General features: G+C 59.3%; 10 protein-coding genes, 2 tRNA genes and 2 pseudogenes. 12 read left to right on the top strand and 2 right to left on the bottom strand.

Features of this window, described 5'->3' with window-relative positions:
• The first annotated feature begins 10 nt into the window (after positions 1 to 10).
• From hflX to BFL40_RS34515, 7 genes and pseudogenes are all read left to right on the top strand, one after another.
• The gene (hflX, locus tag BFL40_RS01675; RefSeq protein WP_071482779.1) at positions 11 to 1,312 is read left to right on the top strand and encodes a ribosome rescue GTPase HflX; all 1,302 of its coding nucleotides are present in this window, start codon (positions 11 to 13) and stop codon (positions 1,310 to 1,312) included.
• Positions 1,313 to 1,408: 96 nt separating this feature from the next.
• Positions 1,409 to 2,578, top strand: coding sequence for an FtsH protease activity modulator HflK (hflK, locus tag BFL40_RS01680; RefSeq protein WP_071482780.1), 1,170 nt, complete (start codon positions 1,409 to 1,411; stop codon positions 2,576 to 2,578).
• Positions 2,578 to 3,444 carry a protease modulator HflC gene (gene hflC, locus BFL40_RS01685; protein ID WP_071482781.1) on the top strand — a complete coding sequence of 289 codons (867 nt, stop codon included), beginning with the start codon at positions 2,578 to 2,580 and terminating at the stop codon, positions 3,442 to 3,444. Before hflK ends, hflC begins: the two co-directional genes overlap by 1 nt.
• Positions 3,445 to 3,734: 290 nt before the next feature.
• Complete coding sequence (locus tag BFL40_RS01690) at positions 3,735 to 4,922, top strand: ATP phosphoribosyltransferase regulatory subunit (RefSeq protein WP_071482782.1); 1,188 nt, start codon at positions 3,735 to 3,737, stop codon at positions 4,920 to 4,922.
• A 54-nt stretch (positions 4,923 to 4,976) separates the two neighbouring features.
• Entirely contained in the window at positions 4,977 to 6,266 is a 1,290-nt protein-coding gene (locus BFL40_RS01695) for an adenylosuccinate synthase (RefSeq protein ID WP_071482783.1), read from the top strand.
• Positions 6,267 to 7,380: 1,114 nt separating this feature from the next.
• Positions 7,381 to 7,434: pseudogene (locus BFL40_RS34510) on the top strand (hypothetical protein); the annotation flags it as partial.
• A 390-nt stretch (positions 7,435 to 7,824) separates the two neighbouring features.
• Positions 7,825 to 8,340, top strand: a pseudogene (locus BFL40_RS34515) (methyl-accepting chemotaxis protein); the annotation flags it as partial.
• A gap of 109 nt (positions 8,341 to 8,449) precedes the next feature.
• On the opposite strand, the gene BFL40_RS01705 reads toward BFL40_RS34515, so the two are convergent.
• Positions 8,450 to 8,536 (bottom strand) — tRNA-Leu (locus tag BFL40_RS01705).
• A gap of 153 nt (positions 8,537 to 8,689) precedes the next feature.
• Positions 8,690 to 8,776, bottom strand: a tRNA-Leu gene (locus BFL40_RS01710).
• Between the two features lie 224 nt (positions 8,777 to 9,000).
• Here BFL40_RS01710 and rnr point away from each other — a divergent pair.
• From rnr to BFL40_RS01735, 5 genes are all read left to right on the top strand, one after another.
• Complete coding sequence (gene rnr / locus BFL40_RS01715) at positions 9,001 to 11,634, top strand: ribonuclease R (RefSeq protein ID WP_071482785.1); 2,634 nt, start codon at positions 9,001 to 9,003, stop codon at positions 11,632 to 11,634.
• A complete protein-coding gene (gene rlmB / locus BFL40_RS01720) occupies positions 11,631 to 12,386 on the top strand; it encodes a 23S rRNA (guanosine(2251)-2'-O)-methyltransferase RlmB (RefSeq protein ID WP_071482786.1) in 756 nt (251 codons plus the stop codon). Before rnr ends, rlmB begins: the two co-directional genes overlap by 4 nt.
• Before the next feature lie 308 nt (positions 12,387 to 12,694).
• Positions 12,695 to 13,117 (top strand): 30S ribosomal protein S6, encoded by a 423-nt coding sequence (gene rpsF / locus BFL40_RS01725; protein WP_010563335.1) that lies wholly within the window; start codon positions 12,695 to 12,697, stop codon positions 13,115 to 13,117.
• Between the two features lie 28 nt (positions 13,118 to 13,145).
• Positions 13,146 to 13,376: a 30S ribosomal protein S18 gene (gene rpsR / locus BFL40_RS01730; protein ID WP_002551829.1), complete on the top strand. Its 231-nt coding sequence runs from the start codon at positions 13,146 to 13,148 to the stop codon at positions 13,374 to 13,376.
• A 36-nt stretch (positions 13,377 to 13,412) separates the two neighbouring features.
• Positions 13,413 to 14,306: a YybS family protein gene (locus BFL40_RS01735; protein ID WP_053254059.1), complete on the top strand. Its 894-nt coding sequence runs from the start codon at positions 13,413 to 13,415 to the stop codon at positions 14,304 to 14,306.
• Positions 14,307 to 14,311: the final 5 nt, after the last annotated feature.

Genomic DNA, 14,311 nt, shown 5'->3' on the forward strand with positions numbered 1-14,311 from the left:
GGAGTCTCCTTTGTTCTTTGAGCGCCACGGTGGTGGTGAGCGAGTGATCCTCGTTCACTTGGATGGACAGGACCCTGAGGCGCGCGAAGATCCGCAGGAGTTTCAGGAGTTGGCAAATTCGGCCGGCGCCGAGACCGTTGCGTTTTTTAACGTACCGCGTCATCGGCCAACCGCCAAATTCCTGATCGGCAGCGGCAAGGTCGAGGAGTTGCGCGACCTGGTCCACGCCGAAGAAGCCGATCTGGTGATCTTCAATCACGTCCTCACGCCCAGTCAGGAACGTAACCTCGAACGTGTTTTCGAGTGTCGCGTGATTGACCGTACCGGTCTGATTCTCGATATTTTCGCCCAGCGCGCCCGTACTCATGAAGGCAAGCTCCAGGTAGAACTGGCCCAGCTTGATCACATGAGCACCCGGCTGGTTCGCGGCTGGACTCACCTTGAGCGCCAGGGTGGCGGTATCGGTATGCGTGGCCCAGGTGAAACCCAACTGGAAACCGACCGGCGTTTGCTGCGGGTTCGCCTGCGACAGATCAAGGGCCGGCTGGAGAAAGTGCGCAGCCAGCGTGAGCAATCGCGACGTGGCCGCATGCGTGCGGATATCCCTACCGTTTCCTTGGTGGGCTATACCAACGCTGGTAAATCCACGCTCTTCAATAATGTGACGAAATCGGACGTGTACGCGGCCGACCAACTGTTCGCCACGCTTGACCCGACCTTGCGCCGTCTGGAGCTGGACGACCTGGGGCCGATTGTCCTGGCCGATACCGTGGGTTTTATTCGCCACTTGCCCCACAAGCTGGTCGAGGCATTTCGGTCTACGCTCGAAGAGTCGAGCAACTCCGACCTGCTGTTGCACGTAATCGATGCGGCCGAACCGGATCGCATGCTGCAGATTGAACAGGTGATGGTGGTGTTGGGCGAGATTGGTGCCCAGGACTTGCCGATCCTCGAGGTCTATAACAAACTCGATTTGCTTGAAGGCGTTGAGCCACAAATCCAGCGCGACGAAAACGGCAAGCCCCAACGGGTCTGGCTGTCGGCGCGTGATGGCAGTGGCCTGGAGTTGCTTGAACAAGCCATCGCCGAGCTGCTGGGCAGTGATTTGTTTGTTGGCACCTTGCGCTTGCCTCAGCGTTTTGCTCGACTGCGTGCACAGTTTTTCGAGTTGGGCGCGGTACAGAAAGAAGAATATGACGAAGAAGGTGTCAGCTTGCTGGCCGTTCGATTGCCGCGCTCGGAGCTGAATCGGCTGGTTAGCCGTGAAGGCGTGGTACCGACAGAGTTCATCGAACAACACACTTTGCAATAAAAGCCTCCGAAAGCGGTTGTGCCGCAGTAGCAGGCATTCTGTAGCATTGGTCGGCGCGCCGTGGGTGCGTCTTTGCTTTATCAGATGGAGAGCGCTATGGCTTGGAATGAGCCGGGTGGCAACTCGAATAATCAGGATCCTTGGGGTGGTAAACGCCGCAATAATGGCGACCGCAAGGGGCCACCAGATCTCGACGAGGCCTTCCGAAAGCTGCAGGAAAGCCTGAATGGGTTGTTCGGTGGTGGAAAAAAAAGTGGTGGTGACGACGGCGGTCGCACAAGCAAGGGCGGTGGCTATGGCTTGCTGGGCCTGGGTCTTGTCGTGCTTGCAGCCGTTTGGCTGTACAGCGCTGTCTACGTGGTGGACGAGCAGGAGCAGGCCGTGGTGCTGCGCTTCGGCAAGTACTACGAGACGGTCGGCCCAGGCCTGAACATCTACTTCCCGCCGATCGACAAGAAGTACATGGAGAACGTCACGCGTGAGCGTGCCTACACCAAGCAGGGCCAGATGCTGACCGAAGACGAGAACATCGTCGAAGTGCCGCTGACCGTGCAGTACAAGATCAGCAACCTGCAGGATTTCGTGCTGAACGTTGATCAGCCGGAAATCAGCCTGCAGCAGGCGACCGAAAGCGCCCTGCGCCACGTAGTGGGTTCCACTGCAATGGATCAGGTGCTGACCGAAGGTCGTGAATTGATGGCCAGCGAGATCAAGGAGCGCCTGCAGCGGTTCCTCGATACCTATCGCACCGGTATCACCGTCACTCAAGTCAACATACAGAGCGCAGCGGCACCGCGCGAAGTGCAGGAAGCCTTTGATGACGTGATCCGCGCCCGTGAAGACGAACAGCGTTCGCGCAACCAGGCTGAAACCTACGCCAACGGCGTCGTGCCGGAAGCGCGTGGTCAGGCCCAGCGTATCCTCGAGGATGCCAACGGTTACCGCGACGAAGTGGTCTCGCGTGCCAAAGGTGAGGCGGATCGCTTTACCAAGCTGGTCGCCGAATACCGCAAGGCTCCAGAAGTCACGCGTGAGCGTTTGTATCTGGACACCATGCAGGAAGTCTTCAGCAACACCAGCAAGGTTCTCGTGACCGGCAACAAAGGTGGGCAGAACAACCTGCTTTACCTGCCGCTGGACAAGATGATCGAAGGTGGTCGTAGCGGCGCGCCGTCCACCGGTTCGACAGCTGCTGCCAACGAAGCGAGCGCCCGTACGGCCGCTGACTTGCTGCAACAGCAAACACGTACCAGGGAGAGTCGTTGATGAGCAATAAATCGCTGACCGCCCTGATTGTGGGCGTCGTCGTGGTCATCGCTGCCTGGAACTGCTTCTACATCGTGTCTCAGACCGAGCGCGCGGTGTTGCTGCAATTCGGTCGTGTGGTGCAGGCGGATGTCCAGCCGGGCCTGCATGTGAAAGTCCCCTACGTGAACCAGGTGCGCAAGTTTGACGCCCGCCTGATGACCCTGGATGCACCGACACAGCGCTTCCTGACCCTGGAAAAGAAAGCCGTGATGGTTGACGCCTACGCCAAGTGGCGCGTCAAGGATGCCGAGCGTTTCTACACCGCTACCTCCGGCCTCAAGCAGATTGCCGATGAGCGTTTGTCGCGCCGTCTGGAGTCGGGCCTGCGTGACCAGTTTGGTAAGCGCACCCTGCATGAGGTGGTATCCGGTGAGCGTGATGCGCTGATGGCTGATATCACGCGTTCGTTGAACGTAATGGCGGAAAAAGAGCTGGGCATCGAGGTTATCGATGTTCGGGTCAAGGCCATCGATCTGCCGAAGGAAGTGAACCGCAGCGTGTTCGAGCGCATGAGTACCGAGCGTGAGCGTGAAGCTCGTGAGCACCGCGCCAAGGGTAACGAGTTGGCTGAAGGTATCCGTGCGGATGCCGACCGTCAGCGCCGTGTACTGCTGGCCGAAGCCTATCGCGAGTCTGAAGAGGCCCGCGGTGATGGTGATGCTCAAGCTGCGTCGATCTACGCCAAGGCTTATGGTCAGGACCAGGAGTTCTACGCGTTCTACCGTAGCCTGCGTGCTTACCGTGAAAGCTTCGCGAACAAAACCGACGTCATGGTACTGGACCCAAGCAGCGACTTCTTCCGCTACCTGGAAAAGTCCAAGTAACAGCCTGTGACTTTAGGGCGCACTCCGTCGGGCGGCTAAAACGCCTGGCGGGGTGATCCTTTCAGAAAACGGGTGTATGATGCGGCAGCCGGGAAATTCCCGGCTTTTTTGCGTCTGCATGTTTGATTCGGCAGGCGTGACAGGTTTTTCGAGGAAAGTGCCCGACGAGGCCGGTTATGGGTCGTTCGTCACGTCGTTCTTGCGCGTTGTTTATGCAGGAGCAGGGCGTTTTCTGCTTCACTCAAGGCTCGGCCGAGGGCTGGCCGCCCGGATCATAGGGGAATGGCGTAATGGCAACGGTAGACCGCTGGCTGCTGCCAGATGGCATCGAAGAAGTACTGCCACCAGAAGCTGCGCGCATTGAAGTGGCGCGTCGTCAGGTGTTGGATCTGTTCCAGAGCTGGGGTTACGAGTTTGTCGTGACCCCCCATATCGAGTACCTGGAATCCCTGCTGACTGGCGCGGGCCAGGACCTGGATCTGCGCACCTTCAAGGTCATCGACCCGCAGTCGGGCCGGCAAATGGGCTTCCGTGCCGACATCACGCCGCAAGTGGCGCGTATCGATGCGCACACCCTGCGTCGCGAAGGGCCGAGCCGTCTGTGCTACGCCGGCAGTGTGCTGCATGCTCAGCCGCGTGCCTTGTCATCTTCCCGTAGCCCGATCCAACTGGGCGCCGAGCTGTATGGCGATGCGAGTCCGAGCAGCGACGTTGAAGTGATCAGCTTGATGTTGGCCATGCTGCAGCTGGCTGATGTGCCGGATGTCCACATGGATCTGGGCCACGTCGGCATCTACCGTGGCCTGGCCCGTGCGGCCGGTTTATCCGGTGAGGTCGAGCAACAGTTGTTCGATGCCTTGCAGCGTAAGGCTATCGATGAAGTGATTGCTCTCACCGAAGGTGTCCCTGCTGACCTGGCCGGCATGCTGCGCGCGCTGGTGAATCTGTGCGGTGGCCGTGAAGTGTTGGTGGCTGCGCGTGAGCGCCTGGCCAATGCGCCAGCGCCGGTATTGGCTGCGCTGAACGACGTGCTGGCCATCGCCGAGCAGTTGTCGGCGCGCTTCCCGGAGCTGCCGCTGTATTTTGACCTGGGTGAGTTGCGCGGTTACCACTACCACACGGGTGTGGTGTTCGCGGTGTTTGTACCGGGTGTTGGCCAAGCCATCGCCCAAGGCGGTCGTTATGACGATATCGGCGCTGACTTCGGTCGTGCACGTCCGGCGACTGGCTTTTCCACCGATTTGAAAACCCTGGTGACCCTGGGGCGTGCTGAGGTCGAGCTGCCGTCTGGTGGCATCTGGATGCCCGACAGTACGGACGCAGCACTCTGGCAGCAGGTTTGTCAGTTGCGCAGTGAGGGTCAGCGTGTCGTCCAGGCTTTGCCTGGGCAGCCATTGGCCGCCGCCCGTGAAGCGGACTGCGACCGGCAATTGATTCTGCAGAACGGGCTTTGGCAAGTATCGCCACTGGCTTCTTGAGTTTTCCTGCCGGCCATCGCCGGCACCAAGTTTGCGCGAATGAGGACAAGTGTTATGGGTAAGAATGTCGTAGTCCTGGGCACCCAATGGGGTGATGAGGGCAAAGGCAAGATCGTTGATCTGCTGACCGAACATGCTGCCGCCGTAGTGCGCTACCAAGGTGGCCACAACGCTGGCCACACCCTGGTCATCGATGGCGAAAAAACCGTCTTGCACCTGATCCCCTCGGGCGTCCTGCGCGAAGGCGTGCAGTGCCTGATCGGCAACGGCGTAGTAGTTGCACCTGACGCCCTGCTGCGCGAGATCACCAAGCTGGAAGAGAAAGGCGTACCGGTGCGCGAGCGCCTGCGTATCAGCCCGTCGTGCCCGCTGATCCTGTCCTTCCACGTAGCGCTGGACCAGGCTCGTGAAAAGGCCCGTGGCGAGCTGAAGATCGGTACTACCGGTCGCGGCATTGGCCCTGCGTACGAAGACAAGGTTGCTCGTCGTGGTCTGCGTGTTGGCGACCTGCTCAACATGCCGCGCTTTGAAGACAAGCTGCGTGAGCTGGTGGATTACCACAACTTCATGCTGGTGGGTTACTACAAAGAGCCGGCCATCGAATTCGACAAGACCCTGGCCGAATGCAAAGAATACGCTGAGCTGCTCAAGCCGCTGATGCTGGACGTGACTGCCGAGCTGCACGACCTGCGTCGCGCTGGCAAAGACATCATGTTCGAAGGTGCTCAAGGTTCGTTGCTGGACATCGATCACGGTACCTACCCGTACGTGACCAGCTCCAACACCACCGCTGGCGGCGTTGCTACCGGTTCGGGTGTTGGCCCTATGTTCCTGGACTACATCCTGGGCATCACCAAGGCTTACACCACCCGCGTAGGTTCGGGTCCGTTCCCGACTGAACTGTTCGACGAAGTCGGTGCACACCTGGCCAAGCAAGGTCATGAGTTCGGCGCGACTACCGGCCGCGCTCGTCGCTGTGGCTGGTTCGACGCGGTTATCTTGCGTCGCGCTATCGATGTGAACAGCATCTCGGGCATCTGCCTGACCAAGCTGGACGTGCTCGACGGTCTGGAAACCATCAACATCTGCGTCGGCTACAAAGATGCAGAAGGTAAGGACGTTGCTCCGACTGACGCTGACAGCTACGTGGGCCTGCAGCCTGTGTACGAAGAAGTGCCGGGCTGGACCGAATCGACCGTGGGTGCCAAAACCCTGGAAGAGCTGCCAGCCAATGCTCGTGCTTACATCAAGCGCGTTGAAGAACTGATCGGCGCACCAATCGACATTATTTCGACGGGCCCGGACCGCAACGAGACTATCGTTCTGCGTCACCCGTTCGCTTAATAAGCTGTTGATGTAAAAAGCAAAGGGCTCCTTCGGGAGCCCTTTGTCGTTTCTCGCTGGCAAACGGCACGACCCTTGCTATGGTTCTTCCTTTCGCGGTGCTATCAAATTAATGGCACCCGTGGTGGAGGGATTTCCAGTGTCTGCTGTTCTCTCATTGTTACAAAGCCGTCTGTTGCGGCCAGTGTTCGTTACCCTAGGTATCGCTCTTTTGGTGCAGGTGCTGGTGGCCGTCGCTCTGACGCGGAGCACCGTCACGGCATTGGAAGCCGATTTGGGCAACCGCCTGGGTATCGACAGCCAGAAGCTGTCTGGCGAACTGGCGCAGGCCGGCAAGGAAGTCACCTCCAGTTTGGACAGCCTGTCTTCCAGCACCCGCCAGCGTCTCACCAGCGGTTTGTCTTCGCGCTTGCAGGAAGAGCAGAAGCAGCTGCGTGCGACCCTGGAAAAAGACCTGCAAGACTCTGCCAATGACATGGCGCAGTTGCTGGCCTCGGTGGCGCCACGCGCCATGTGGGACAATGATGTGCCGACGCTGTCGGAGTTTGCCCGGCGTGCGCAACGTAATCCCAATGTGCTGTTCGTGGTGTATGACGACGCAGCCGGGGAGCATCTGACCCGTTACCTGAACCGAGACAACCCGATCAACCAGGCGCTGTTGGCAAAAGGCCAGGGCGACCGCGCCTTGGACAAAGTGCTGAGCGCCGCCAAGAACGACCCGTCGGTGTACTACGTCGAGGCCTCCATCAGCCCTAATGGCGTGGAGATCGGCAAAGTCATCATGGGCGTCTCGACAGCCTCGGTTGAGACCGACCTGGCGGCGTTGGATAAGCGTTTTGCCGCGCTGATTGCCAGCAGTGACCAGTTGGTGGGCGACAGCCTGAAAGGCGCAGCTGCCGACAGCGCAGCCGCCATGGGCGCTCGCCTGCAGTCGGCGCAAGCCACTGCCACCCAGATGGCCGCCAACACCACCAGTGCCGTACAGGACGCGGCGGGTACCTTGCGCTGGCGCATTGGCATGGGGCTCGCAATTGTCGGATTCGGTGTATTGCTGCTGATCGCCATTGTGTTGGGGCGTCGCGTGGTTAATCGCCTGAAGCTGCTGATCGCCGCTATGAATGATCTGGCTGCGGGTGAGGGCGACCTTACCAAGCGCGTGCAGATCAGCAGCAAGGATGAAATCGGCGACATGGCCTCGGCGGTCAATCGCTTTGTGGATAAGTTGCAGCCGATCGTACGTGAGGCGGGCGATGTGGCTCAGCGTACCGGTGTGGAAATCGGCGCCATGACCTTGCGCAATGCCGGTGCCGATGCGGCGGCGGGTTTGCAGCGTGATGAAGTGGCAGAGAGCTTGCGCGCGCTGTCGCAAATGGCCGATGAGGCCCAGGCCGAAAGCCACGCGATGCAGGCGGCGTTGCAGCAGGTGGTGGATATTCGCCAGGCAACGGATGAGAACTCGCGCACCTCAGCAGAGGTTGGTAGCTTGATCGAGGCGTTGGCCGGGCAGGTTCAGACCGGCGCCAAGGTGATCGAGCGTCTGGCCCAACAAAGCGAGCAGATTGAGGTGGTGCTGACGGTGATCCACGGTATCGCCGAGCAAACCAACTTGCTGGCCCTTAACGCGGCTATCGAAGCTGCGCGTGCCGGTGAAACCGGACGTGGCTTCGCGGTAGTGGCGGACGAAGTGCGTGCACTGGCCAGCAAAACCCAGAGCTCTACAGGTGATATCCAGGCGCACATTGTGGCGTTGCAGCAAGGCGCACGCGAGGCGGTGGAAACCATCGGCAAGGCTGGGCGCCAGGCCAGTGAGGGTCTGCTGGTGCTGCGCGACAGCGTGCGTTTACAGCAGACGGTACAGGCGTCGGTGGAGCAGGTGCATGCGGCGATTGGGCTGGCGACGCGGGCGGCTGAGCATCAGGCTCAAGGCGCGCAAGCGGTGCGTGGGCGGGTCGAGGTGATCCATGCCCAGGCTGAGCGTGCTGCACAGGCGGTGGTAGAAACTACGGCCAGTGGCAAAGTGTTGGATGGGTTGGCGGCGCAGTTGAAGGCGAGCTTGGGGCAGTTCAGAGCCTGAGGGTGTCTGGCCTGGCCTCATCGCAGGCAGGCCAGCTTGTGCCATTCGCCGGGAACATTTTTAAACCCCTGAAACGAAAAAACCCGCTTTCGCGGGTTTGATCTGAATTTGGTGCCCAGGAGAAGACTCGAACTTCCACGACCTTGCGATCACCAGCACCTGAAGCTGGCGTGTCTACCAATTTCACCACCTGGGCAGCATCAGCAACGTTGCCGCTGTTGATGGAGCGAACTATACGGAGCGCTTTTTGATCTGTAAACCCCTGATATCAAAAATATAATTCAATATTCTCGTTAAAAATCAAAGGCCTGAAACGAAAAAACCCGCTTTCGCGGGTTTGATCTGAATTTGGTGCCCAGGAGAAGACTCGAACTTCCACGACCTTGCGATCACCAGCACCTGAAGCTGGCGTGTCTACCAATTTCACCACCTGGGCAGCATCAACAACGTTGCCGTCGTCGATGGCGCGCACTATACGTAGGGGACTTTGAGCTGTAAAGCCCTGCCATGAAAAAAGCCTGGAAAATTTCGCCAATGGTCGTGCAAGGTGTCCGACGCGGGCTGCAAAGGGCTTTTAAACGCTTGTTGATGTCTGAAATTTCCCGTTTCAATACGCGTATGCCAAACTAACCCGCATATAGACAAGGTGAAAACTCTCTAATGGCCGATTGGCAGTCCCTCGATCCCGAGGCCGCTCGTGAAGCGGAAAAATATGAAAACCCTATTCCTAGCCGCGAACTGATCCTGGCGCATCTCGCCGATCGTGGTTCGCCTGCTAGCCGCGAGCAGCTGGTTGAAGAGTTCGGTCTGACCACCGAAGACCAGCTCGAAGCCCTGCGCCGCCGTTTGCGTGCCATGGAGCGCGACGCTCAACTGATCTACACCCGCCGTGGCACTTACGCGCCGGTAGATAAGCTTGACCTGATCCTGGGCCGCATTGCCGGACACCGTGATGGCTTCGGCTTCCTGATCCCGGACGACGGTAGCGACGACCTGTTCATGAGCCCGGCGCAAATGCGCCTGGTGTTCGATGGCGACCGTGCCTTGGCGCGCGTCTCCGGTCTGGACCGTCGTGGTCGCCGTGAAGGCGTGATTGTCGAAGTGGTTTCCCGTGCCCACGAGGCCATCGTCGGCCGTTACTTCGAAGAGGGCGGTATCGGCTTTGTGGTGCCGGATAACCCGAAGGTCCAGCAGGAAGTGCTGATCACCCCGGGCCGCAATGGCGCCGCTAAGGTCGGTCAGTTCGTCGAGGTGAAAATCACCCACTGGCCAACCGCGCGCTTCCAGCCTCAGGGCGATATCGTTGAAGTGGTCGGCAACTACATGGCGCCGGGCATGGAAATCGATGTTGCGCTGCGCACCTACGATATTCCTCACGTCTGGCCTGAGGCTGTGCTGAAAGAAGCTGCCAAGCTCAAGCCGCAAGTTGAAGAAAAAGACAAAGAAAAACGCATCGATCTGCGCCATCTGCCGTTCGTTACCATCGACGGCGAAGATGCCCGCGACTTCGATGATGCGGTCTACTGCGAAGCCAAGCCTGGCAAGTTGCGCCTGTTCTCCGGCGGCTGGAAGTTGTTCGTCGCGATTGCCGACGTCTCCAGCTACGTGAAGATCGGTTCTGCCCTGGATAACGAAGCCCAGGTGCGCGGCAACTCCGTGTACTTCCCTGAGCGCGTGATTCCGATGCTGCCTGAGCAGTTGTCCAACGGTCTGTGCTCCCTGAATCCGAAAGTCGACCGTTTGGCCATGGTGTGCGAGATGACTATCTCGAAAACCGGCGAAATGACCGACTACCAGTTCTACGAAGCGGTGATCCACTCCCAGGCACGCCTGACCTACAACAAGGTCAGCACCATCCTGGAAGCGCCGAAGACCAGCGAAGCCAAGGCTCTGCGCACCGAATACGCTGGCGTGGTTCCGCACCTCAAGCAGTTGTACTCGTTGTACAAGGTGTTGCTGGGCGCCCGTCACGTACGTGGTGCGATCGATTTTGAAACCCAGGAAACCCGAATTGTCTTCGGTTCCGAGCGCAAGATCGCCGCGATTACGCCAACCACGCGTAACGATGCACACAAGCTGATCGAGGAATGCATGTTGGCAGCCAACGTGGCTACCGCTGAATTCCTGAAAAAGCACGAAATTCCTGCGTTGTACCGGGTGCACGACGGCCCGCCGCCAGAGCGCCTGGAGAAGCTGCGTGCGTTCCTCGGTGAGCTCGGCCTGTCCCTGCACAAAGGCAAGGACGGTCCATCGCCGAAGGATTACCAGGCACTGTTGGCAGGCATCAAGGATCGTCCGGATTTCCACGTGATCCAGACCGTTATGCTGCGCTCTCTGAGTCAGGCGGTGTACAGCGCCGACAACCAGGGCCACTTCGGTCTGAATTACGAGGCGTATACCCACTTCACCTCGCCGATTCGCCGTTACCCGGACCTGCTCACGCACCGCGCTATCCGCAGCGTGATCCACTCCAAGCAGAACACCCCGCACGTCAAGCGCGCCGGTGCCATGACCATTCCGAAGGCGCGGATTTATCCGTACGACGAAGCGGCCCTGGAACAACTGGGCGAGCAGTGCTCCATGAGCGAGCGCCGTGCCGACGAAGCGACCCGCGACGTGGTGAACTGGCTCAAGTGCGAGTTCATGAAGGATCGCGTAGGCGAATCGTTCCCGGGTGTGATCACTGCCGTGACCGGCTTTGGCCTGTTCGTCGAGCTGACCGACATTTACGTCGAGGGCCTGGTACACGTCACCGCCTTGCCGGGTGATTACTACCACTTCGATCCTGTGCATCACCGCCTGGCGGGCGAGCGCACCGGTCGCAGCTTCCGATTGGGCGACACCGTGGAAGTGCAGGTCATGCGCGTCGACCTCGACGAGCGCAAGATTGACTTCGGTATGCCTGAGCAAACTATCGATACGCCGACCGGCCGCAAAAAGCGTGGCGGCGAAACCGCAGCTCCAGCCGCCAAAGGCAAAGGCGCTCCTGCGAAAGCAGCTGCTGAGCCTGAGCCGGCCAAGGCGGGCCGTCGTTCGTCTTCCAAAGACAAGGCCCCTGAAGCCTACCGTCCAAGTGATGCCGCCGCGAAAAACGCCGAGCTGCGCAAAAGCCGCGAGTTGAAGCAGCAGTTGCTCAATGAAGCCAAAAGCGGTGGTAAAGCGGCGTCTGGGGGAAAGTCCCACGGGGCGGAAAAACCGTCGAGCAAGCCAAGTAAACACCGTAAAGGCCCGCCTAAAGCGGGTTCGGCTCCCGCGAAAAGCGGCGGGTCGCGCAAACCTAAGGCCAAGTCATGAGTCTGGAAAAAATCTACGGCGTGCACGCCGTAGAAGCACTGCTGCGTCACCACCCTAAGCGCGTCAAGCAAGTGTGGCTGGCCGAAGGCCGTAGCGAGCCGCGCGTGCAAGCGCTGGTCGAGTTGGCTACCCAAAACAAAGTTGCCATCGGTCAGGCCGAGCGTCGTGAAATGGACGTGTGGGTGGACGGCGTTCACCAGGGCGTGGTTGCGGACGTGAGCCCGAGCCAGGTCTGGGGCGAAGCAATGCTCGACGAACTGCTCGACCGTACTGAAGGCGCTCCGCTGTTGCTGGTGCTGGACGGCGTGACTGACCCGCACAACCTTGGCGCTTGCCTGCGTTCGGCGGACGCTGCCGGTGCGCTGGCGGTGATCGTGCCAAAAGACAAGTCGGCCACTCTCACGCCAGTCGTGCGTAAAGTGGCTTGCGGCGCCGCGGAAGTGATTCCGTTGGTCGCCGTGACCAACCTTGCGCGTACTCTGGAGAAGCTCCAGCAGCGCGGCCTGTGGGTCGTGGGTACGGCAGGCGAGGCCGAGGTCAGCATTTATGACCAGGACCTCACCGGCCCGACCATCCTGATCATGGGGGCCGAAGGCAAAGGCATGCGTCGCCTGACCCGTGAGCATTGTGACTACCTGGTGAAACTGCCGATGGCCGGTAGCGTCAGCAGTCTCAACGTTTCGGTCGCGACCGGCGTGTGCTTGTTTGAAGCGCAGCGTCAGCGTGGCGCGAAGGCCAAGACCAAGAAGTAACGGTTTGGATCGTTCCCATGCTCTGCGTGGGAATGCATCTTGTGACGCTCCGCGTCACGCTTCAGCAGCGGACGCAGAGCGTCCAGGGCTGCGTTACCACGCAGAGCGTGGGAACGATCAGTTAATTGCGCGGTGATTGTTCAAATAATCACCAATCACCTTGCGCCGTTTCTCCCCCTTCTCTACAATTGCGCCCCTTGCCTTCCTGGCAGGCACCGATGTGCCTCCCTGCGGCAAGATCCATAAGTGTCATTCACTCCTTGTCTGACCGTTTTTGAGCGGCAGGCTACAACCCGTAAGGAGCATTCATGCGTCATTACGAAATCATCTTTTTGGTCCACCCGGATCAAAGCGAGCAAGTCGGCGGCATGGTAGAGCGTTACACCAAGCTGATCGAAGAAGACGGCGGCAAAATCCACCGTCTGGAAGATTGGGGCCGTCGTCAACTGGCCTACGCAATCAACAATGTTCACAAGGCTCACTACGTGATGCTGAACGTTGAGTGCACTGGCAAGGCCCTGGCCGAGCTGGAAGACAACTTCCGCTACAACGATGCTGTGATCCGTAACCTGGTCATCCGTCGCGAAGAAGCCGTTACCGGCCAATCCGAGATGCTCAAGGCTGAAGAAAACCGCAGTGAGCGCCGTGAGCGTCGCGACCGTCCTGAGCACGAAGGCGCTGATAGCGTTGATAGTGATGACAGCGACAACAGCGATAACGCTGACGAGTAATCCACGGACCTTTTAAGGAGCCTATCAAATGGCACGTTTCTTCCGTCGTCGTAAATTCTGCCGCTTCACCGCTGAAGACGTGAAAGAGATCGATTACAAAGATCTCAACACTCTGAAAGCCTACGTATCCGAGACCGGCAAAATCGTTCCAAGCCGTATCACCGGTACCAAAGCACGTTATCAGCGTCAGCTGGCCACCGCTATCAAGCGCGCCCGCTTCCTGGCCCTGCTGGCCTACACCGACAGCCACGGCCGCTGAGACCGGGCAGTCGACAAGTAGTAAGGGATTGAATGCATGCGCGCCTTAGCTGAGTTCATCATGCGCGGTCGCGTGCAAGCCACTCTGGTAGTGGCTGGATGTGCGGCATTGCCGTTGCTTTATTGGTTGGGTGCTGCCGCAGGTTGCCTTGTGCTCCTGCGGCGCGGTTTGAAGGACGCCCTTGGCGTTCTTGCCCTGGGATTGTTGCCGGCCTTGATCTGGTGGCTGCAATTCGGCGATCCACGAGTACTTCTGGTACTGCTGGGGTCATCGAGCCTTGCGTTGGTTTTACGCGCAAGTGAGTCCTGGGTCCGCACGCTGCTGGTCAGCGTGGCATTGGGGTTGGTGTACTCAGTGATGCTTGGCGCGGCTTTCCGCCCGCAAATCGAGGCGCTGTCGCAAGAGATCGTCAAGATCCTGCCGATGGCCCTCGGGGATCTCTACCAGCAATTGTCGGTAGATGAGCGAGCGCGGTTTGCGTCACTGATTGCCCCGGTCCTGACCGGCCTGATTGCGGCATTGTTGCAGGTTGTCAGCGTGCTGAGCCTGATTCTTGGGCGTTATTGGCAGGCGTTGTTGTACAACCCGGGTGGTTTTGGTCGCGAATTTCGCAGTATCAGAATCCCCGCGGGGCCGGCGATGTTGCTGCTGGCGTGCATGGTTGTCGGGCCGAATTTCGGTCCACAGATGGCCTTGCTGGCGCCGATTTGCAGCGTACCGCTGGTGTTTGCCGGACTGGCCCTGATTCATGGGCTCGTTGCGCGAAAGCGCCTGGCCAAGTTTTGGCTGGTGGGGTTGTACGTGACGCTGTTGCTGTTTATGCAGCTGATCTATCCGTTACTCGTGGTTTTGGCCATTGTCGACGGCCTGATTGATTTTCGCGGTCGTCTGGCATCGAAAGATGCCGATAACGCGAACGGTGAAGGTTAAAAGTT

The sequence above is a fragment of the Pseudomonas costantinii genome (assembly GCF_001870435.1).
Taxonomy (GTDB): domain Bacteria; phylum Pseudomonadota; class Gammaproteobacteria; order Pseudomonadales; family Pseudomonadaceae; genus Aquipseudomonas; species Aquipseudomonas costantinii.